This is a genomic window from Aquibaculum sediminis (assembly GCF_040712085.1).
In the GTDB taxonomy this organism is placed as follows: domain Bacteria; phylum Pseudomonadota; class Alphaproteobacteria; order Kiloniellales; family DSM-21159; genus Aquibaculum; species Aquibaculum sediminis.
In genome coordinates this window covers 127825-146063 of the sequence record NZ_JBFCVK010000009.1, presented here as the reverse complement: position 1 = coordinate 146063, position 18239 = coordinate 127825, and the positions used below count along the sequence as shown (strand labels likewise).

Genomic DNA, 18239 nt, shown 5'->3' with positions numbered 1-18239 from the left:
CCCGCCGCCCGACATGGGCAGGGCGGCGGGTGATGAAGGCCTTACAGGCCCATGCACATGTACTTGATCTCAAGGAAATCATCGATGCCGTATTTGGAGCCTTCGCGGCCGACACCCGATTCCTTGACGCCGCCGAACGGCGCCACTTCCGTCGAGATGATGCCGGTGTTGATGCCGACAATGCCGCTTTCCAGGCCCTCGCCAACCCGCCAAATGCGGCCGACGTCGCGGGCATAGAAGTAGGACGCGAGACCGAACTCGGTATCGTTGGCCATGGCGATGCCTTCCTCTTCCGTCTCGAAGCGGAACAGCGGCGCCACGGGGCCGAAGGTTTCCTCCTTGGTCACCTTCATCTCGGTGGTGACACCAGTCAGCACGGTGGGCTGAAAGAAAGTGCCGCCCTTGGAGTCGGCAGCGCCGCCGATGGCAACCTGGGCACCCTTGGCGACGGCGTCGGCAATGTGCTCCTTCACCTTCTCCACGGCGGCCCCGTCAATCAGCGGACCCTGGGAGACGCCCTCTTCGAGGCCATTGCCCACCTTCAGTTCCTTCACCTTGGCGGCCAGCTTTTCCGCGAAAGCGTCATAGACGCCCGACTGCACCAGAATGCGATTCGCGCACACGCAGGTCTGTCCGGTGTTGCGGAACTTGCTCATCATCGCGCCTTCCACGGCCGCATCCAGATCGGCGTCGTCGAAGACGAGGAAGGGCGCATTGCCGCCCAGTTCCATGGAGACCTTCTTCACGGTCGACGCGGACTGCTCCATCAGGAGCTTGCCCACCTCGGTCGAGCCGGTGAAGGTGATCTTGCGCACGATGGGGTTGGAGGTCATCTCGCCGCCGATGCCCTTGGCAGAGCCGGTGACGACGTTGAACACCCCGGCCGGAATGCCGGCCTGCTCAGCCAGTTCCGCCATGGCCAGCGCAGAATAAGGCGTCTGGGTCGCCGGCTTGATCACGATCGTGCAGCCTGCCGCTAGGGCCGGGCCGGCCTTGCGGGTGATCATCGCGTTGGGGAAGTTCCAGGGCGTGATCGCGCCGACAACGCCCACCGGCTGCTTCACCACGACAATGCGCTTGTCGCTTTGGTGCTGCGGGATCACGTCGCCGTAGATGCGCTTGGCCTCTTCGGCGAACCATTCGATGAAGGAGGCGCCATAGGCGATCTCACCTTTGGCCTCGGCCAGGGGCTTGCCCTGTTCCAGAGTCAGCAGGAGGCCCAGATCGTCCTGCTGCGCCATCATCAGGTCGAACCAGCGGCGCAGGATGTTCGAGCGCTCCTTGGCCGTCTTCGCACGCCAAGCCGGCAGGGCCCGGTTTGCCGCCTCGATGGCGCGGCGCGTCTCGTCGGCGCCCATATCCGGAATGCTGCCCAGGACTTCCCCGGTGGCCGGGTTGGTCACGTCCTTGACCTTGCCGCTGTCGGCATCAAGCCAGGCACCGTCGATGTAGCACTGCTGACGGAAGAGTTTGGGATTGTTGAGTTGGGGGGCGCCGTTCTCGGCAGCCTTGGCAAGTGTCGACATGGTCTTTCCTCCTTGGAAAAGCGAGGCTGAAACAAGCACAGCAGGACCAGCGCGGTCCCGACTGTTGGCGATGATAAAACGCGGTCGCGAGCCGGCAAGACCGGCGGTCAGCCGAGCAGCGCAGCGGTATCGGGTACGATGATTGCGAAACGATCCGATAAGGCTGCCAGCTCGGCCCGATGCAGCGCGTCTGCGCTCAGCACGCCGCCCTGGCCATCGGGAAGGTCCCGCGTCGCACAGGCATTGGCGACCACGGTGGTCCCGTAGCCATGATCGAGCGCCGAGCGAACGGTCGAACTGACGCACATGTGGGTCATGAAGCCCGCGACGATCAAGGTTTTTACCCCGGCTGCCTTCAGCCGTTCGTCCAGATCGGTGCCGGCGAAGGCATTGGGCAGGCGCTTTTCCACGATCGCTTCCGTCTCGCCGGGCGCGACAGCCTCGGCGATCTCAAACGCCGGCGTGGCCGGATCGAAGGCACCGCCGGCAGCGCCGCGGTGCTTAACGAGTATGATGGGGGAGCCTGCGTCGCGCGCGGCTTGGAGAAGACGGGCCCCTTCCTCCAATGCAGCCTCGACACCGGTCAGGCCCAGGGGGCCGCTGAGATACTGCTTCTGGGCGTCGATCATGATGAGCGCGCTCGACGCAAGCGCATGCGGCTGTGCGGCACCGCCAGCCATTTCCATCAGGGTCTTCGGTAATGCCACGATTTCCTGCCTTCCCCTTGCTGCGATTGCGGAAGGCTAGAGCAAAGTGGCCGGCAGGGAAACGGGGCAAAACGAGCGGCGCATGCGCCGCTCGCTCTTTCCTGCAAGCCCCTCGCGTCTGCCGGAAGAGCCGCAAGCTGCGGCTCCGGCAGGCGCTTTTGGGAAAGGCTCAGCGTTGGTTGGAGAACTCGTCGACCTCGCGTTCTGCCTCTTCCTTGCTTTTCCCGTAGAGCTCCTGAATCCGGCCCACGAGCTGATCACGCTGGCCCTCGATCACATCCAGATCGTCGTTGGTCAGCTTTCCCCACTTCTCCTGGGCCTTTCCGCGCAGCTGTTTCCAGTTTCCGGCAAGCTTGTCGCTGTTCATTCCGGTCTGTCCTCCATTGAATAAGCGGCCGGTACAGTGCGGCCTCCAAGTGGGAACATGCCTGAGCCCTTCGAGGTTCCATCCACGCACTCGGTGCCATGGCCCCGGCTGGAGGAAATTGCGGCGGTAGGAAACTGCGGCTGGATGACCCGGCTCAATCTGGTGCGATGGTCTCAGCCTCGATCCAGTCGAGAAACTCCTGATTCCCGCCGATCACGGGCAAGGCGAGCACACAAGGGCAGTCGTAGTCGTGCCAGTCCCGCACGAAATCGGTCACCTTCGAGACAAGATCTGCCCGTGTCTTGGCCAGCAGCACCACCTCGCTGCCCTCCTCGATTGCCCCCTGCCAGCGATAGATCGGTGTCATCGGGCCGAGCACGTTGGCGCAGGCGGCCAGCCGTTCTTCCACCAGCGACCGGCCCAAAGCGCGCGCCTTCTCCTCGTCGTCGTAGGTAATATAGATCAATGCGGCATCGGCCATTTTGCATCACACTCCTTCAACGCGGCATGGCGGCAATCTGCTCCAGCAGGCCTTTCGCGGAGGTGAGATCGTAGCCGGCGGCTTTCGCCTGCGTCATTATGGCCTCGGCGCTCTGGCTGCCGTAGCGGGCTTCGGCAAGGGCCCAGAGCAGAGTGCTGCGCATACCCGAACGACAATGCGCCAGAACCGGGCCGCCTGCCTGGTTCAGCACGGCGCGAAAGGCTTCGACCACCTCGGGACTCAGGGTGTCCATGGTCACCGGAACGTGATGGTAACTGAACCCCATGTCTTCAAAGATGCACCGCGCCTCGTCCGCACTGGGCTGGCCCGCTTCTTCGCCGTCCGGCCGATTGTTGACGATTGTCACAATTCCGTGGTCGCGCAGGACGTCGGCGTCGGCCTCAGTGATCTGCCCGGCAACGTAGAGGCCCTCGTCGAGTTTTGTCAGTGTGGTCATCGGCTCCCCTTCTCTGGGTCGGGTGGTTTGGATGCAGCCTCTCAGCCGGCCGGCTTTGCAGGACTGAAATACATTGGATCAGGCAACAAAGGCGAGCATGCGACATTTGGCTCCAGGGTCAAGGAAGGTCGCCCGCGCCCAGATGAGGGTCCTTGTAATGCGCCGGCGGCGGCGCATCTGAGCATTGTTGCGCTGCAACACAGTCTGTTGGCAGCCTGATCATACTGCGGAACGGCAGTGAAGGAGAAGACCTGGCATGGAGAACTTCACCCCTGTATCGGCTCTGATTGGTGGAGCTTTCATCGGACTTTCGGCGTCACTGTTGCTCCTGTCCTTAGGACGCATCGCTGGCATCAGCGGCATTGTCGGCTCGCTCTTCACAGCCGGGCGAAGTGGGGCGCCATGGCGCGTTCCCTTCGTGATCGGTATCCTGCTTGGGCCGTTCTTGGTGATGATCATCGGACCCGCGCTGAACGCGGCTCCACCCGAGATCATCATTGAAGCCAGCTGGCCGATCATTGTGCTGGGCGGACTGTTGGTGGGCTTTGGCACACGCCTTGGCAGCGGATGCACCAGCGGGCACGGCGTCTGCGGCGTTGCTCGATTGTCACCGCGCTCATTGGTAGCGACGGGCCTTTTCATGGCTGCCGGCGCTGCCGTGGTGTTTGTCGCACGCCACGTGATTGGAGGCTGACAATCATGCTCATCCCCTTTGTAGGGCTTTTCGCCGGCCTGCTGTTCGGCATCGGCCTGACCGTTTCCCAGATGGTGAATCCGGAGAAGGTGCTGGCCTTCCTCGATTTCGGCGGCATTGCGACCGGCACCTGGGACCCCAGCCTAGGCTTGGTGATGGGGGCCGCGCTGCTGTTCGCCGCACCGGGCTTCTATATCGCCCGGCGTCGTGAGGCACCGATCCTGGGCGATCGATTTGAGATTCCTCAGCGCCGTGACCTCGATGGCCGATTGATTGGCGGTGCGTTGCTGTTCGGTGCGGGGTGGGGTCTGGTCGGCTACTGCCCCGGACCGGCGATTGCCGGTCTTGCCTTCGGGCGCATGGAAACAGTGATCTTCGTGGTTGCCATGCTACTGGGCATGCTCGCCTATCGGCGTCTGTCCGCTCCGGGACGGGATGTCGCCTACGGTCAATGACAAAAAACCCGGCAGGGATGGTCCTGCCGGGTTCTTCGTTGGTCGGAGCGGCGGGATTCGAACCCACGACCCCCAGTCCCCCAGACTGATGCGCTACCAGACTGCGCTACGCTCCGTCACTTGGGGGCCGAACACGATGTCGTTCGGCTGGCTTCTATATAACGACCCGGCCCCGGTCTGACAACGCTCGCCCTGCCGCTTTTCCGGGGTGTTTGATGGCTAATGCAGAAAACTAATTACGTGCCCTAACACGCTAAAAACAGGAAATATCCAAGATGTGAACCCGGCCTCGGGTCCCAGGCGTTTCAGCGCGCGGCCTGCAACAGGCCCTGGACCTCTTTAAGTTCACGCAGCACCTCGCCCAGTTTCGCGCGCTTGTCGTCCTGCGCCGGATCCGTTTCGGGCGGCGCCACCGGGCGTTTCTCCTCGCCCTTGACGATGGCCTGAACCCCGTTCTCCTTCAGAAGCTTCTGTACGCCGCGGATGGAGAATCCGTCTTCACGCAGCAGGTCACGAATGCGACGCAGCAGTTCGATGTCTTCCGGGCGATAGTAGCGGCGGCCACCGCCGCGCTTGAGTGGTTTGACCTGCGGAAACTTGGTTTCCCAGAAGCGCAGAACGTGCTGCTCTACCTCCAGCTCCCTCGCAACCTCGCTGATGGTGCGAAAGGCGGCGGCGGATTTTCCGTCTTGGCGTAGGGCGCTCATAAACTCTCCGGCCTTCAGGCCCGACGGCCACTGTTGATGCGATTCTTCAACACATGAGAGGCGCGAAACACCAGGACCCGACGGGGCAGAATGGGCACTTCTTCACCAGTCTTGGGATTTCGTCCGATTCGCTCACCCTTCTCGCGCGATGTGAATGTGCCGAATGAGGAAATCTTGACCAGTTCTCCGCGCACCAGAGCGTCGGACATCTCGTCCAGAACCATTTCAACCAGTTCCGACGATTCGTTGCGGGACAACCCCACCTCCTGGTAGACGGCTTCCCCCAAGTCTGCACGCGTGATCGTTCGCCCAGCCATGCCCGCCTCCGTGTGACTTTTCAAAACGTTATCGCAAGGCGTTATAGCGGTCAATCATGCTTGAGGCCCGTGACTTTTCCGGGAGCACAGGATGACCGCAGGTACCTGATCGATGGGAGAGCCGGTTGTTACCAGCGAATGACGGCCGAGCCCCAGGTGAAACCGCCGCCCATGGCTTCCAGAAGCACCAGATCGCCCTGTTGCAGACGGCCGTCTCTGCTCGCTTCGGCCAGCGCCAGGGGAATGGAGGCTGCCGAGGTGTTGGCGTGCTTGTCCACTGTCGCTACCACGCGATCACGCGGCAGGTTGAGGCGCTTGGCCATGGCCTCGATGATGCGGATGTTCGCCTGGTGCGGCACGAGCCAGTCGATGTCGCCCGGGGTCAGGCCATTGTGCTCCAGTGCCGTGTCGATGGCTGCCGCCATCTTGACCACGGCATGGCGAAACACTTCGCGGCCCTGCATGCGCAGCAGGCCGGTGGTCTGTGTCGAAGATGGGCCGCCGTCCACGTAGAGGGCGTCGTGATGCCGACCATCCGAATAGATGTGGGTGGAGAGAACGCCGCGCTGGCGATCGGCGCCATTAAGCGGCTGAGCGGAAAGCACCACGGCCCCTGCCCCGTCACCGAACAGCACGCAGGTCGAACGGTCTTCCCAGTCGAGGATGCGGCTGAAGGTTTCCGCGCCGATGACCAGGACGTTGCGGGCCTGACCGGCGCGCACGAAGTTGTCCGCCACAGCCAAGGCATAGACGAACCCGCTACACACGGCCTGGACATCGAAGGCCGCCCCACGGGTCATGCCCAGCCGGGCCTGCACCCGTGTTGCCGTTGCCGGGAAAGTCTCGTCCGGCGTCGATGTGGCACAGATGATAAGGTCCAGATCCTCGACCGGCATTCCGGCGGATTGCAGGGCATCCTTGGCGGCTGCCAAAGCAAGATCCGAGGTCACCTCGCCTTCAGCCGCAATGTGGCGCTGGCAAATCCCGGTGCGATCGCGGATCCAATCGTCGGAGGTATCGAGGCGGGCTGCCAGATCCTGGTTGGTCAGGATGTTTTGTGGCAGGTAGGAACCACAACCCACAATAACGGAACGCTGGGTCATCAGACAGCTGCCGCCTGTACCTGTGGATTGCTCAGCACGTCTGCCACCCCCTCAAGATCCTTACGCATCGCGTCCAGAAAACCGTGCCGGGCCAGATCGACGGACACGCCGATGGCGTGGGCAAAGCCCAGGGCGTCGGTTCCCCCATGGCTTTTCACAGCTATGCCGTTCAAGCCGAGAAAGACAGCTCCGTTATAGCGCCGCGGATCGACACGCTTGCGCAGCTTGTGCATCGCCGGCCGGGCCAACAGATACCCCAACCCCGCCAAGAGCGAACTCCGGAAGGTGCGCTGCAGGAACTCGCTGTACAGCGTTGCCGTGCCTTCCGCGGTTTTCAGCGCCACATTGCCGGTAAAGCCGTCGGTCACCACGACGTCCACCGTGCCCTTGGCGATGTCATCACCCTCGACAAAGCCGACGAAGGTGCCTGGCAGCGACAGGTCGCGCAGAATGGCGGCCGCTTCCTGCAGGGTCTCTCCGCCCTTCATGTCCTCCGAACCGACGTTGAGGAGCGCATAGGTGGGCTCAGGGATGCCGAGCACACTGCGGCAGAAGCAGTTCCCCATGACCGCGAACTGGACCAGGTTTCGTGCGTCGCAGACCACGTTGGCGCCCAGGTCGAGCATCACCGTTTCCCCACGCAATGTGGGGAAGAAGGAACTGATCGCCGGCCGATCCACTCCCGGAAGCGTGCGGAGCGCGAACTTTGCCATAGCCATCAGCGCACCGGTGTTTCCACCGGAGACGACCGCATTGGCCTGGCCATCGCGCACGGCATCGATTGCAAGCCGCATGGAGGACTTGCGCCCGCTCCGCAGCGCCACGGAGGGCTTTTCATCGCTCGCCACCACAGAGTCGGTGTGCACGATTTGAGAGACACCGCGCAGCTTCCGCATCCGGTCGATCAGGGGGCGCAGATCCCCTTCCCGTCCGAAAAAGAGAAACTCCGTATCCGGATGGCGCCGCAGGGCCAAGTTGGCGCCGCGCACAACGGCGGACGGGGCATGATCCCCGCCCATCGCGTCCAGTGCCAGAGTGAGCCGACCACCCACGACCATGGCCTAGTGCTGCGGCGTCCGTGGCATCACACCGGACCGATCAAAAATCGCTCTTGGGCTCCAGAACCTGACGGCCCCGGTACATACCCGATTTCAGATCGATGTGATGCGGACGCCGCAACTCGCCGCTGTCCTGGTCCTCGACATAGGACGGAGACTTGAGGGCGTCGTGGGCGCGACGCATGTCGCGCCGGGACTTGGAAACTTTTTTCTTAGGTACTGCCATGATTCTACTCTCGCAATAAGCGCAGACCACCCCAGCGGCGGCGCGCCGTTAGTTACAGAAAATACTCCGCTGTCACAAGCCCGACGCTGACAGCCTTACGGGCATGCTGCTACTGCTTCAACTTCCGGGCAAGCTCTGCAAAGGGACTGGCTTCGCTTTCCCCGTTTGCGGCTGCGCCCCACTCACCCTCAGCCGAGGGAGCATCGGCATGCCGCGGATAGGGATCCAGTCGTTCGGCGAGAAGTTGCACCAGAAGCTCCCCAAGGTCAAAGGTGCCGTTGGCATAGAGTTCCGGTCCAAGCGGCTCGATGCCATCTTCTTCCGCGAGGGAGAGATCAATCTCAGTTGCCTCGGACCCTTTGTGCTCCAATGCAAAACTCTCGAGGAAGCTGTCCTGCACCTGCACAGGGAGCGGCGTGAGCGTCGCAATGCAGGTCTGCGTGACGTCGGCGGTCAGGGAGCCGGAGACCTTCAGCGCAGCGCCTCCGCGAACGCGCCGCACCGCCAGTTCCCCTTCCAGGCGATCTATGCCTTGAAGCCTAAGGCGTTTGGCCAGCGCTGAACGCTCCTCTTCCTCGGCGGCGATCTTGTGCCGGCTCTCGCGGTCACCGATCTGGGCCAGTACGAGTGGTCGGGTGAATTCGTTGGATTTGGTTTCTGACATGATCCTTGCTCGTGATCCTTGGCTCGGCTGTGCCTGCGCCGATCCTCCGACACACCTCGATCCCCAGATGCTCTGCGTCAAGACGTGAGGGCTTGTTGTGCCACAGCCTCTGGGGCTGGCGGAGCGGCGAAATGAGGCTTGCCTTGCAGAAGGGCAGCTCGATCCTGCTGGGCGAGCAGCCCGTCCGTCTTCCTCATGTAGTGCGCCAGTTCCTCGAGCACAGCATCGGAGGGCGCTGTCGTGGTGCCGTAGACGTTACGGACGAGCGCCTCCCGGAGGCCGTTCATTTCAGCGCTGTCCAGGCCGTCGTCATAGGCCTTCGAGCGCCCATAAAAGGCTTCACCCATCCGCTTGAGCTTGGGGCCGACCTTCAGGTCGCCAACCCCGCTTTGTCGCAAGGACTGGTCCATATCGAAGATCAGCGTGTCGAACAGCGTCTGGCGCAGCCCGGCGGCCGCTTCACCGTCCTGCCGCAGCCGGCGCATCACCAAGGCGGTGTGCAGCAGCAGCATCTCGAAACGTCCGTCGGTCGAATCCGGAACGCCGCATGCTGTATAGAACTCCGGGCAGCGCGCTTGATGGACGATGCTCTCGTACAGCGCACGCGCCGGCTCCTCTACCGGATTGCCGGGAAATACGCGCTGAAACAGTGATCGCATCATGACGTCTGGGCCCTTATAGTCTTGCCGAACCTTGAAATGGCCGAGCGGCCGGGGTTAATCAAGCGGCGTAACAGTCATTTTGCGGCCGCGGTGGCGGCGGAGTAGAGTCCATGACATCTTCGAGAGGTCCAGCTTCCACACGAGGGTTGGTGCGCGCCGGCCTTGTCGGCCTTGCCCTGGCGGCAACGCTGGCAGCCTGCAGCCCCAGGGTGGACAACCGCGGCATGCGCTTCGATCCGGACGTCGTGGCCGAGGTCAGACCCGGCATGTCCACCCGCGACGATGTGCTCTACATTCTCGGCACCCCCTCCACCATTTCGAGCTTTCAGGGTCCGGTCTGGTACTACATCGGACAGCGGACCGAGAAGGTGGCCTTTTTCGATCCGGAGGTGACGGAACGGCAGGTCGTGGAAGTGCTGTTCGACGAGACCGACCGCGTGTCTCAGGTGAACCTCTTTGGCCTGGAGGACGGCCAGGAGGTTGAACTCGTCGAGCGGGAGACCCCAACCGAGGGCCAGGACATCACCATCGTGCAGCAGCTCCTGGGCAATCTCGGCCGCTTCAACACCGACTGACCCCGGCCTAAACGCGCAACCGGGCGGCGGCGATCGGTCCCCGATGGGCTTCGCTGAGGCCGTCCGGCAAGGCATCGGGCGCAAACCAGCCCGCCTCGCGGATCTCGTAGTTCAGGGAGATCGGCTCCGGCACGCCGACCGTTCCGGAGAAGAAGAGCTCGAGGTGCTTGCGCTTGGCGATCGTCCTGGCTTCCAGCAGACGCAGGCTCGCGCCCTCGAGGCCCGTTTCCTCCCGCAGTTCGCGTAGCAGTCCCGCTTCCGGCGTTTCTCGCGCCTCGATGAAGCCGGACGGCAGCGCCCAGCCGTTCCTGGCGTGCCAGAGATGGCGCAGCAGCAGTACCCGGCCGCGGGGATCGAAGAAGACGCCCAGAACCGCTACGGTGAAACGGTCGTTCAGTCCGGCCACGGCCGTGCGGCGCAGGCCCGGCGGACAGGCCAACCAGAGCCGGCGGGCCAGGGTGTGGCCCCGAGACGTGTTCTGTGCCATCGGCATTTCCTCCAAACCCTCACACCCCTATGTAGCAGCGGTCCGGCCTTTCAGGAGACAAGAGACATGACGGAGCCTTCATCTCGAACCGAGCCTCCGCTCGCGCCGCGCCGGCGCCAGACCTCAGTGGTGCACGGGATCACCTTGGTCGACGACTATGCCTGGCTGCGCGATCCGTCGTGGCAGGAGGTTATGCGTGAACCGGAGCGGCTAGACCCGGAGATTCGCGCGTACCTTGAAGGGGAGAACCGCTGGGCCAATGCGGTGCTGGCACCGACGGACGGATTGCGCCAACAGCTGTTCCAGGAACTCAAAGGCCGCCTGAAGGATGATGACGCCTCCGTGCCCCTCTCCGACGGGCCCTGGCAATATTATTCCCGCTTTCGACAGGGCGGGCAGCACCCGCTGCTTTGCCGTCGACCACGCGATTCGGAGTCTGGAGAAGAAATGCTTCTCGACTGTGATCGCCTGGCCGAGGGAAAGGCCTTCTTCGACCTGCACGCAGCCGCCCACTCGCCCGATCACCGCCTTCTCGCCTACGCGGTCGACGAGGCCGGTTCAGAGTATTGCCGCATTCGCATTCGCGACCTGGCAAGCGATCGGGATCTTCCCGAGGTGCTGGTCGATGGCAGCGGCGATCTGGCCTGGAGCAGCGACGGTCGCTTCCTCTTCTACGTGATGCTCGACGCCCAGCACCGGCCGTGCAAGGTGCTGCGCCACCGCATTGGCAGCGAACCGGCCGAGGATGTCCTGATCTATCAGGAAGCGGATGCCGGGTTCTTCGTCGGCCTCTCCACAACCAGCTCCCGGCGCTTCATCGTCATCTCGGCTCACGATCACGTGACCAGCGAACTCCATCTTATCGATGCCGACCTGCCGGAGTCCTCACCCCAACTGGTCGCCCCCCGGGTCGCAGAAGAACGCTACAGCCTGGAGCATGACGCCCCGCGCAACCGCTTCCTGATCCTGACCAACCGGGAGGACGCCGAAGACTTCAAGCTAATGGAAGCCCCGGAGGACAGCCCGGGACGGGAGTCCTGGAGCGAGATCCTGCCGCACGAAGCCGGGCGCCTGCGACTCGATCTGTTGCTTCTGCGCGACCATCTGGTGCTGCTCGAACGCCGTCATGCACTCCCCTGCCTCTTCGTCATGCGCCTATCCGACGGCGAGAGCCATGAGGTGGCCTTCGATGAAGCTGCCTACGCCCTGGGACTGGTCCCGGGCTATGAGTACGACACGGCGAGCCTGCGTTTCGTCTACTCTTCTCCCACAACACCTCAGCGCACCTGGGACTACGACCTGAACACCAGGGCACGCGTGCTGCGCAAGGAGCAGGAAGTCCCCAGCGGGCACGATCCGGCAGACTATGTGGTGGAGCGGCTGGAAGCGCCGGCTGAGGACGGGGAGAAGATCCCCATCACTCTCCTGCGCCATCGCAGCACTGCACTGGACGGCTCGGCGCCGCTGCTGCTTTACGGCTACGGTGCCTACGGACTTTCGATTCCCGCCGCCTTCCAGCCCAATCGGCTGAGTCTGGTCAACCGTGGCTTCATCCACGCCGTCGCGCACATCCGCGGCGGCACGGACAAGGGCTGGGCCTGGTACCGATCGGGCAAGCTGGAGCACAAGGAGAACACCTTCTCCGACTTCACGGCCGCGGCCCGGCACCTGATTGAGCAGGGCTATACGCAGCAGGGACGGATCGCCATCCAGGGCGGAAGTGCCGGCGGCATGCTGGTGGGAACCGTGCTCAACCGGGCGCCAGAGCTGTTTCATGCCGCCGTGGCCGAGGTCCCCTTCGTCGACGTCCTCAACACCATGCTCGACGCCTCCCTGCCGCTCACGCCGCCGGAATGGAACGAATGGGGCAATCCTCTGGAGTCCCCGCAGGCCTTCGAGCGCATCCGCAGCTATTGCCCCTACCAGAACGTGGCCGAGCGCCCCTATCCACACATTCTGGTGACGGCCGGCCTGACCGATCCGCGGGTGACCTATTGGGAGCCGGCGAAGTGGGTGGCAAAGCTGCGGAGTTGCATGCCGGCCGAGCGCCAGCTCCTGCTCAAGACCTATATGAGCGCCGGACATGCCGGGGCCGCCGGTCGTTTCGACAAGCTGGAGGAGGTGGCTCTGGTCTATGCCTTCCTGCTACTGGTCTTTGACATGACCGAGCAGAGGGCGCTTAGACCGGATCGCATTCAATCTGAACCACATGGTTTCAGATCGAATGCGTGAATCCGGTCTAATGTCAAAGAGGTAGTGCAGATTCACGCGTTCAACTTGGATCGCAAAGCGATCCTTATTGAACGCGATCTGCACTACGCCGTAGCGGGGCGTTCGCGTCCCGGCGCGTCGTTGTAGCCTAAGGCGCGCAGAGCGGTGGCGGCGATATCGTCCGCCGTCAGGCCCGCCCAGGCCAGCTGCTCTGCCGGCTTGCCGTGATCGATGAAGCGATCGGGCAGGCATAGGGGCCGCAGCTTCAACTGCCCGCTGTCCAGCAGACCCTCGGTAGCAAGCTGTTGCATCACCTGGGTGGCGAAACCGCCCACGGCGCCTTCTTCCAGCGTGATCAGGACTTCATGCTCGCTTGCCAGGCGGCGCAGCAGGTCGTGATCAATGGGTTTGGCAAAGCGGGCATCGGCAACCGTGGTCGACAGTCCCTTGGAGGCCAGGGTTTCGGCGGCGGCCAGGGCCTCACCCAGGCGTGCGCCATAGGAGAGAATGGCGATCTTGGTGCCCTCGCGCAGCACCCGTCCCTTGCCGATGTCCAGGACCTGACCGCGCTCAGGCAGGTCCACTCCACTGCCCTCCCCGCGCGGGAAGCGCAGTGCCGAGGGACCCTCGTCCAACGCCGCCTGGGTCGCCACCATGTGCATCAGCTCGGCCTCGTCAGCGGCCGCCATGAGGACGAATCCCGGCAGACAGGCGAGATAGGAAATGTCGTAGGATCCCTGGTGCGTCACACCGTCCGCACCGACCAAGCCGGCGCGGTCGATGGCAAAGCGCACGGGCAGCTTCTGGATCGCCACGTCGTGGACCACCTGATCGTAGGCCCGCTGCAGGAAGGTCGAATAGATGGTCGCAAAGGGCCTGTAGCCCTCGCAGGCCAGACCGGCGCAGAAGGTCACGGCGTGCTGTTCGGCAATGCCGACATCGAAACAGCGCTCGGGAAAGCGACTGCCGAACTTGTCCAGGCCGGTCCCCGATGGCATGGCTGCGGTCACAGCCACGATTTTCTCGTCCCGCTCCGCCTCGCCGATCAGAGCCTGCGCAAAGACCCCGGTGTAGGAGGGTGCCTGGGGCTTGGGCTTGGCCTGCTTGCCGGTGACCACGTCGAACTTCACAACACCGTGGTACTTGTCGGCGGACTCCTCGGCCGGGGTGTAGCCCTTGCCCTTCTGCGTCACGACGTGCACCAGGATCGGTCCGTGGCGCTCCAGATCACGCACATTGCGTAACACGGGTACGAGCTGTGACAGGTCGTGCCCATCCACCGGCCCGACATAGAAAAAGCCGAGTTCCTCGAACAGCGTCCCCCCGGTGATCAGTCCGCGCGCGTACTCGTCGAAGCGCTCCGCCGCGCTTTTCAGCGGGCCAGGAAAACGCCGCGTCAGCTGCTTGCCCACGGAGCGAACCGAGTGGAAGGACTTGGACGAGATGATGCGAGAGAGGTGGCCGCTCATGGCGCCGACCGGGGGCGCGATAGACATGTCGTTGTCGTTGAGCACGACAATAAGCTTCGAGCCGCTGGCCCCGGCGTTGTTCATCGCCTCGTAAGCCATGCCGGCTGACATGGCGCCGTCGCCGATCACTGACACCACCCGCCAGTCCCCGCCGGCCATGTCGCGGGCCACGGCATAGCCAAGGCCGGCCGAGATCGAGGTGGAGGAGTGGGCGGCGCCGAAGGGATCGTACTCGCTCTCGGCCCGGCTGGTGAATCCCGAGAGACCGCCAGCCTGGCGCAGACTGCGGATGCGATCACGCCTGCCGGTGAGAATCTTGTGCGGATAGCACTGATGTCCCACGTCCCAGATCAGCTTGTCGCGGGGCGTGTCGAAGACGTAGTGGAGCGCGACAGTCAGTTCGACGACGCCGAGACCGGCGCCTAGATGCCCGCCTGTCACCGACACGGCATCGATCAACTCGCTGCGCAGTTCGTCCGCCAGACGCGGCAGTTCGCCTTCCTCCAGCGTGCGGAGATCCTGGGGCAGGCGGACGGTATCGAGTAACGCTGTCTTGCTCATGCTCTCGTATCGGTTCGTGTCTCAGAGGCCCAGAGGGCGCACAATCGCACCTCTTGGCCCCTCATGCAAAGAAGAGCGCGGACGCGCCGCTCGGTTTCCCCGCGCACCCGGCTGTGCAGCATTCAGGCCTGGCGCGTGAGAACGAAGTCTGCGGTCTGGCGCAGTGTTTCGGCCGACGGACCGAAAGGCGTCAGCGCCTCCTTGGCCCGGTCCACGAGCGTTTCGGCGCGGCGACGCGCCCCCTCCACTCCCAGATGGCCGACAAAGGTGGCCTTGCCGGCGGCGGCATCCTGGCCCACCGGCTTGCCCAGCGCGTGGGCGTCGCCCTCGGCATCTAACAGATCGTCAACGATCTGGAAGGCGAGCCCCAGCGCCTGTGCATAGCGTTCGAGAGCCTTTGTGTCCGAATCCTCGGCTGCGCCGAGGATGGCCCCGGCGCGGCAGGCTTCCACGATCAAGGCGCCAGTCTTGAAGGCCTGCAACTCCTCGATGCCCGACAGTTCAAGTTCGGCCCGCTCGGCTGCGAGGTCGATGGCCTGTCCGCCGATCATTCCCCCCAATCCGCCGGCCCTGGCAAGACTGGCGACCAAGCGGCAACGCAAGGCAGCGTCAGGATGGGTGGCGGGGTCCGCAAGCACCGCGAAGGCCTCGGTCAGGAGGCTGTCACCCACCAGCACGGCGGTCGCCTCGTCATACGCCCGGTGTACCGTCGGCCGCCCGCGACGCAGTTCGGAATCGTCCATGGCAGGCAGGTCGTCATGCACCAGCGAATAGCAGTGCAGCATTTCGAGGGCTGCGGCCGTCCGCAAGGCGCGGGCATCCGGGACTTCAAAAAGCCGCGCTGACTGAAGGAGCAGAAACGGCCGCAGACGCTTGCCGCCACCCAGCGCTGCATAGCGCACGGCCTCCTGCAATCGGCGCCTCGGCCCGCGCTCCGGCAGCGGCAACAGGCGGTCCAGTTCCGCCTCGACCAGCGCCGCGTCGTGCCTCAGGCGTTCCAACATACGCGGCTGCCTTTCCCCCTATTGGCTTTCGAAGGGCGAGGTGGTCGGCGTGCCGTCAGACCCAAGCCCAATACGTTCGATCTTGGCCTGGGCTTCCTGCAACTTCTTTTCACATTGCTGCTTCAGGTGGGCGCCACGTTCATAGGCCTCGATGGCCTCGTCCAGTCGGCCTTCACCGCTTTCCAGCCGCTTCACGATATCCTTCAGCTCTTCCAGAGCCTCTTCGAAGCTCAGCTTGGTAACGTCTTCCTTCGCCACGGGCGCGGCCGTTGCAGGGGTTTCAGCCATCACTCGGCACTCCCGGATTGTCGCTGTGTCCTTCAGGGTTCAGGCGGCAAGCAGCGCACCAACGTGCGCCGCGGCGCTGCGCCCCAATGCATCCAAGTCGTAGCCCCCCTCCAGCGACGACACAAGACGCCCCCGGCAGGCATGGTTGGCGACCGCGAGCAACTCCGAGGTGGCCCAGGCGAAATCCTCCTCGAGATAGCGCAGGCTGGCCAAAGGGTCGTCTTCATGGGCGTCGAATCCGGCGGAAATCATGATCAGATCGGGATCGAACGAGACCAGGCGCGGGATCGCCTCTTGCGAGAAGGCACTGCGAAAGGCTTCTGAGTTCGCCATTGGGGCCATGGGAATGTTGAGGATGTTCTCGGCGCAGCCGCGCTCGCTGCGCAGCCCGGTCCCCGGATAAAGCGGCGACTGGTGCAAGGAGATCAGCAGCAGGTCCGGGTCGTCCCAGAAGGCCGCCTGGGTTCCATTGCCGTGATGAACGTCAAAGTCGATCACGGCAATGCGATGCAGATTGTGCACGGCGCGCGCCTGCTGGGCGCCGATCGCGACGTTGGAAAAGAGGCAGAAGCCCATCGCCTTGCTCGGCTCGGCATGATGACCGGGTGGCCGCACGGCACAAAAGGCGTTGTCGGCCTCGCCAGCGATCACCGCATCGACGGCGGCACAAACGGCCCCCGCCGCACGAAGGGCAGCCTCGCCGGAGCCGGGAGACACGGAGGTGTCATTGTCCAGTTCGACCACGCCGTCGCTTGGAATCAGGGCCAGGAGTCGCTCGACGTAGTCTGCTGGGTGCACACGCTCGAGCTGTTCGCGGGTGGCCCGGGGTGCTTCGCGTCGCTGCAGGGAGGAAAACTCCCGCCCTTCGAGCGCACTCAGGACAGCCTTGAGTCGTGCGGGGCTTTCAGGGTGGAAGCGCCCCATATCATGCCCGAAACAGGCCTCGTGGGTGTATAATAATGTGCTCACTGTTGCCTCACTGGAGATACCTGCCGCGCCTGGTGCAGTTTACGCTGCTGGCGCCGTCTTGAGCCACCTGCTAACACGATGCGCTTTCTTGTCACAGCGCAGTCAGGATCGGGAACAGGCCGTTGGCGGAAGGAACAGCAGTGAAGGGCGCGGGGATTCTCCCCTCCCAGGCGATCCGCGCCTTGATCGAGAGCCGCGAGATCACTTCGCCACATCCTGGCCTAGCCGAACAGGTGCAGCCCGCCAGCCTGGACTTGCGCCTGGGCCCCCTGGCCTATCGCGTGCGCGCGTCCTTTCTTCCGGGGCCCGGCCGCAAGGTGGCCGAGCGGATCGACGAACTGGCGATGCACGAGATCGACCTCCGGCGCGGGGCGGTGCTGGAGACCGGGTGCGTCTACATCGTGCCGCTGCAGGAGCGCCTGGCGCTAAACGGGCGGATCGCCGGCATGGCCAATCCCAAGTCCTCCACCGGCCGGCTGAACGTCTTCACGCGCCTCATCGTCGATGAAGCCGGCGCCTTCGACATGGTGCCGGCCGGCTATCAGGGGCCGCTCTATGCCGAGATCGCGCCCAACGCCTTTCCCATCCTGGTGCGCGAGGGCGCGCGGTTGAACCAGCTACGCCTGCGCCGCGGCTCGCCTAACGTGGGTGATCGGGCGCTGGAGAAACTGCATGAGGAGGTGGGGTTGCTGGGTGACGAGGCCGCCGCGCAGATCCGCAAAGGCCTCGTCTTCACCGTCGACCTGCAGGCGACCGAGGGCGCACCCGTGGGCTATCGCGCCAAAAGCCACACCGGCGTCATCGACCTGGATCGAATCGGCCACTATGACCCGCGCGACTTCTGGGAGGCCCTGCCCGGCAGCCGTCGCGGCGACCTCATTCTGGATCCCGACGAGTTCTACATCCTAGCCTCACGGGAATCGGTGCGCATTCCGCCGGCCTATGCCGCGGAGATGATCCCCTACGACACCCAGATCGGAGAGTTCCGGGTGCACTATGCCGGCTTCTTCGACCCCGGCTTCGGTTGGAAGGCCGAGCGTGCCGGCACCCGGGCGGTGCTGGAAGTCCGCTCGCACGAGGTGCCCTTCGTGCTTGAGCATGGCCAGGCAGTGGGTCGACTGGTCTACGAACGCCTCGCGGCGGAGCCAGACCAGCTGTACGGCGCCGGCATCGGCTCCTCCTACCACAGCCAGGGGCTCACCCTGTCCAAGCACTTCCGCAGCTGGAACGGGGCCTGATCGGCGCTGCCCC

The 18239-nt window shown here is 64.0% G+C and carries 22 protein-coding genes and 1 tRNA gene; 5 read left to right on the top strand and 18 right to left on the bottom strand.

Features of this window, described 5'->3' with window-relative positions; genetic code table 11:
* Window positions 1-41: 41 nt before the first annotated feature.
* The 5 genes from gabD to ABZ720_RS14870 all read right to left on the bottom strand — a co-directional run bounded on the left by gabD (window position 42) and on the right by ABZ720_RS14870 (window position 3538).
* Entirely contained in the window at window positions 42-1526 is a 1485-nt protein-coding gene (gene gabD, locus ABZ720_RS14890; RefSeq protein WP_366556317.1) for an NADP-dependent succinate-semialdehyde dehydrogenase, read from the bottom strand.
* A gap of 107 nt (window positions 1527-1633) precedes the next feature.
* A complete protein-coding gene (locus tag ABZ720_RS14885) occupies window positions 1634-2233 on the bottom strand; it encodes a cysteine hydrolase family protein (RefSeq protein WP_366556316.1) in 600 nt (199 codons plus the stop codon).
* Window positions 2234-2402: 169 nt separating this feature from the next.
* On the bottom strand, window positions 2403-2600 hold the full coding sequence (locus ABZ720_RS14880; protein WP_366556315.1) for a CsbD family protein: 198 nt from the start codon (window positions 2598-2600) through the stop codon (window positions 2403-2405).
* A 154-nt stretch (window positions 2601-2754) separates the two neighbouring features.
* Complete coding sequence (cutA, locus tag ABZ720_RS14875) at window positions 2755-3081, bottom strand: divalent-cation tolerance protein CutA (RefSeq protein ID WP_366556314.1); 327 nt, start codon at window positions 3079-3081, stop codon at window positions 2755-2757.
* A gap of 16 nt (window positions 3082-3097) precedes the next feature.
* On the bottom strand, window positions 3098-3538 hold the full coding sequence (locus ABZ720_RS14870) for a protein tyrosine phosphatase family protein (RefSeq protein WP_366556313.1): 441 nt from the start codon (window positions 3536-3538) through the stop codon (window positions 3098-3100).
* A 256-nt stretch (window positions 3539-3794) separates the two neighbouring features.
* Here ABZ720_RS14870 and ABZ720_RS14865 point away from each other — a divergent pair, with 256 nt between their 5' ends.
* Window positions 3795-4232: a YeeE/YedE family protein gene (locus tag ABZ720_RS14865; protein WP_366556312.1), complete on the top strand. Its 438-nt coding sequence runs from the start codon at window positions 3795-3797 to the stop codon at window positions 4230-4232.
* A 5-nt stretch (window positions 4233-4237) separates the two neighbouring features.
* Complete coding sequence (locus tag ABZ720_RS14860) at window positions 4238-4687, top strand: DUF6691 family protein (protein WP_366556311.1); 450 nt, start codon at window positions 4238-4240, stop codon at window positions 4685-4687.
* A gap of 39 nt (window positions 4688-4726) precedes the next feature.
* Here ABZ720_RS14860 and ABZ720_RS14855 read toward each other — a convergent pair.
* The 8 genes from ABZ720_RS14855 to ABZ720_RS14820 form a co-directional block, all read right to left on the bottom strand.
* A tRNA-Pro gene (locus ABZ720_RS14855) sits at window positions 4727-4803 on the bottom strand.
* A 189-nt stretch (window positions 4804-4992) separates the two neighbouring features.
* Entirely contained in the window at window positions 4993-5394 is a 402-nt protein-coding gene (locus ABZ720_RS14850) for a MerR family transcriptional regulator (protein ID WP_366556310.1), read from the bottom strand.
* A gap of 14 nt (window positions 5395-5408) precedes the next feature.
* Entirely contained in the window at window positions 5409-5711 is a 303-nt protein-coding gene (locus ABZ720_RS14845; RefSeq protein WP_275822438.1) for an integration host factor subunit alpha, read from the bottom strand.
* A gap of 128 nt (window positions 5712-5839) precedes the next feature.
* Window positions 5840-6814: a beta-ketoacyl-ACP synthase III gene (locus ABZ720_RS14840; protein ID WP_366556309.1), complete on the bottom strand. Its 975-nt coding sequence runs from the start codon at window positions 6812-6814 to the stop codon at window positions 5840-5842.
* Window positions 6814-7866 carry a phosphate acyltransferase PlsX gene (plsX, locus tag ABZ720_RS14835; RefSeq protein ID WP_366556330.1) on the bottom strand — a complete coding sequence of 351 codons (1053 nt, stop codon included), beginning with the start codon at window positions 7864-7866 and terminating at the stop codon, window positions 6814-6816. Before plsX ends, ABZ720_RS14840 begins: the two co-directional genes overlap by 1 nt.
* A 46-nt stretch (window positions 7867-7912) precedes the next feature.
* Window positions 7913-8098, bottom strand: a complete 186-nt coding sequence (gene rpmF, locus ABZ720_RS14830; protein ID WP_366556308.1) for a 50S ribosomal protein L32 — start codon at window positions 8096-8098, stop codon at window positions 7913-7915.
* Between the two features lie 109 nt (window positions 8099-8207).
* On the bottom strand, window positions 8208-8762 hold the full coding sequence (locus ABZ720_RS14825; RefSeq protein ID WP_366556307.1) for a DUF177 domain-containing protein: 555 nt from the start codon (window positions 8760-8762) through the stop codon (window positions 8208-8210).
* A gap of 77 nt (window positions 8763-8839) precedes the next feature.
* Window positions 8840-9424, bottom strand: a complete 585-nt coding sequence (locus tag ABZ720_RS14820; protein WP_366556306.1) for a ubiquinol-cytochrome C chaperone family protein — start codon at window positions 9422-9424, stop codon at window positions 8840-8842.
* A 110-nt stretch (window positions 9425-9534) separates the two neighbouring features.
* Here ABZ720_RS14820 and ABZ720_RS14815 point away from each other — a divergent pair, with 110 nt between their 5' ends.
* Entirely contained in the window at window positions 9535-9999 is a 465-nt protein-coding gene (locus ABZ720_RS14815; protein ID WP_366556305.1) for an outer membrane protein assembly factor BamE, read from the top strand.
* Between the two features lie 7 nt (window positions 10000-10006).
* Here ABZ720_RS14815 and ABZ720_RS14810 read toward each other — a convergent pair whose 3' ends face one another.
* Window positions 10007-10486 (bottom strand): NUDIX hydrolase, encoded by a 480-nt coding sequence (locus tag ABZ720_RS14810; RefSeq protein WP_366556304.1) that lies wholly within the window; start codon window positions 10484-10486, stop codon window positions 10007-10009.
* Between the two features lie 66 nt (window positions 10487-10552).
* On the opposite strand from ABZ720_RS14810, the gene ABZ720_RS14805 reads away from it, so the two are divergent.
* On the top strand, window positions 10553-12718 hold the full coding sequence (locus ABZ720_RS14805) for a S9 family peptidase (RefSeq protein WP_366556303.1): 2166 nt from the start codon (window positions 10553-10555) through the stop codon (window positions 12716-12718).
* A gap of 83 nt (window positions 12719-12801) precedes the next feature.
* Here the strand turns inward: ABZ720_RS14805 and dxs are convergent, their stop codons facing one another.
* From dxs to ABZ720_RS14785, 4 genes are all read right to left on the bottom strand, one after another.
* Window positions 12802-14727 carry a 1-deoxy-D-xylulose-5-phosphate synthase gene (dxs, locus tag ABZ720_RS14800; RefSeq protein ID WP_366556302.1) on the bottom strand — a complete coding sequence of 642 codons (1926 nt, stop codon included), beginning with the start codon at window positions 14725-14727 and terminating at the stop codon, window positions 12802-12804.
* 122 nt (window positions 14728-14849) lie between these two features.
* A complete protein-coding gene (locus tag ABZ720_RS14795; RefSeq protein ID WP_366556301.1) occupies window positions 14850-15731 on the bottom strand; it encodes a polyprenyl synthetase family protein in 882 nt (293 codons plus the stop codon).
* Window positions 15732-15749: 18 nt separating this feature from the next.
* Window positions 15750-16019: an exodeoxyribonuclease VII small subunit gene (locus tag ABZ720_RS14790; protein WP_366556300.1), complete on the bottom strand. Its 270-nt coding sequence runs from the start codon at window positions 16017-16019 to the stop codon at window positions 15750-15752.
* A gap of 39 nt (window positions 16020-16058) precedes the next feature.
* Window positions 16059-16988: a histone deacetylase family protein gene (locus ABZ720_RS14785; RefSeq protein WP_366556299.1), complete on the bottom strand. Its 930-nt coding sequence runs from the start codon at window positions 16986-16988 to the stop codon at window positions 16059-16061.
* A 140-nt stretch (window positions 16989-17128) separates the two neighbouring features.
* Between ABZ720_RS14785 and ABZ720_RS14780 the strand changes: the two genes are divergently transcribed.
* Entirely contained in the window at window positions 17129-18226 is a 1098-nt protein-coding gene (locus ABZ720_RS14780) for a 2'-deoxycytidine 5'-triphosphate deaminase (protein ID WP_366556298.1), read from the top strand.
* The last annotated feature ends 13 nt before the right edge of the window (window positions 18227-18239 follow it).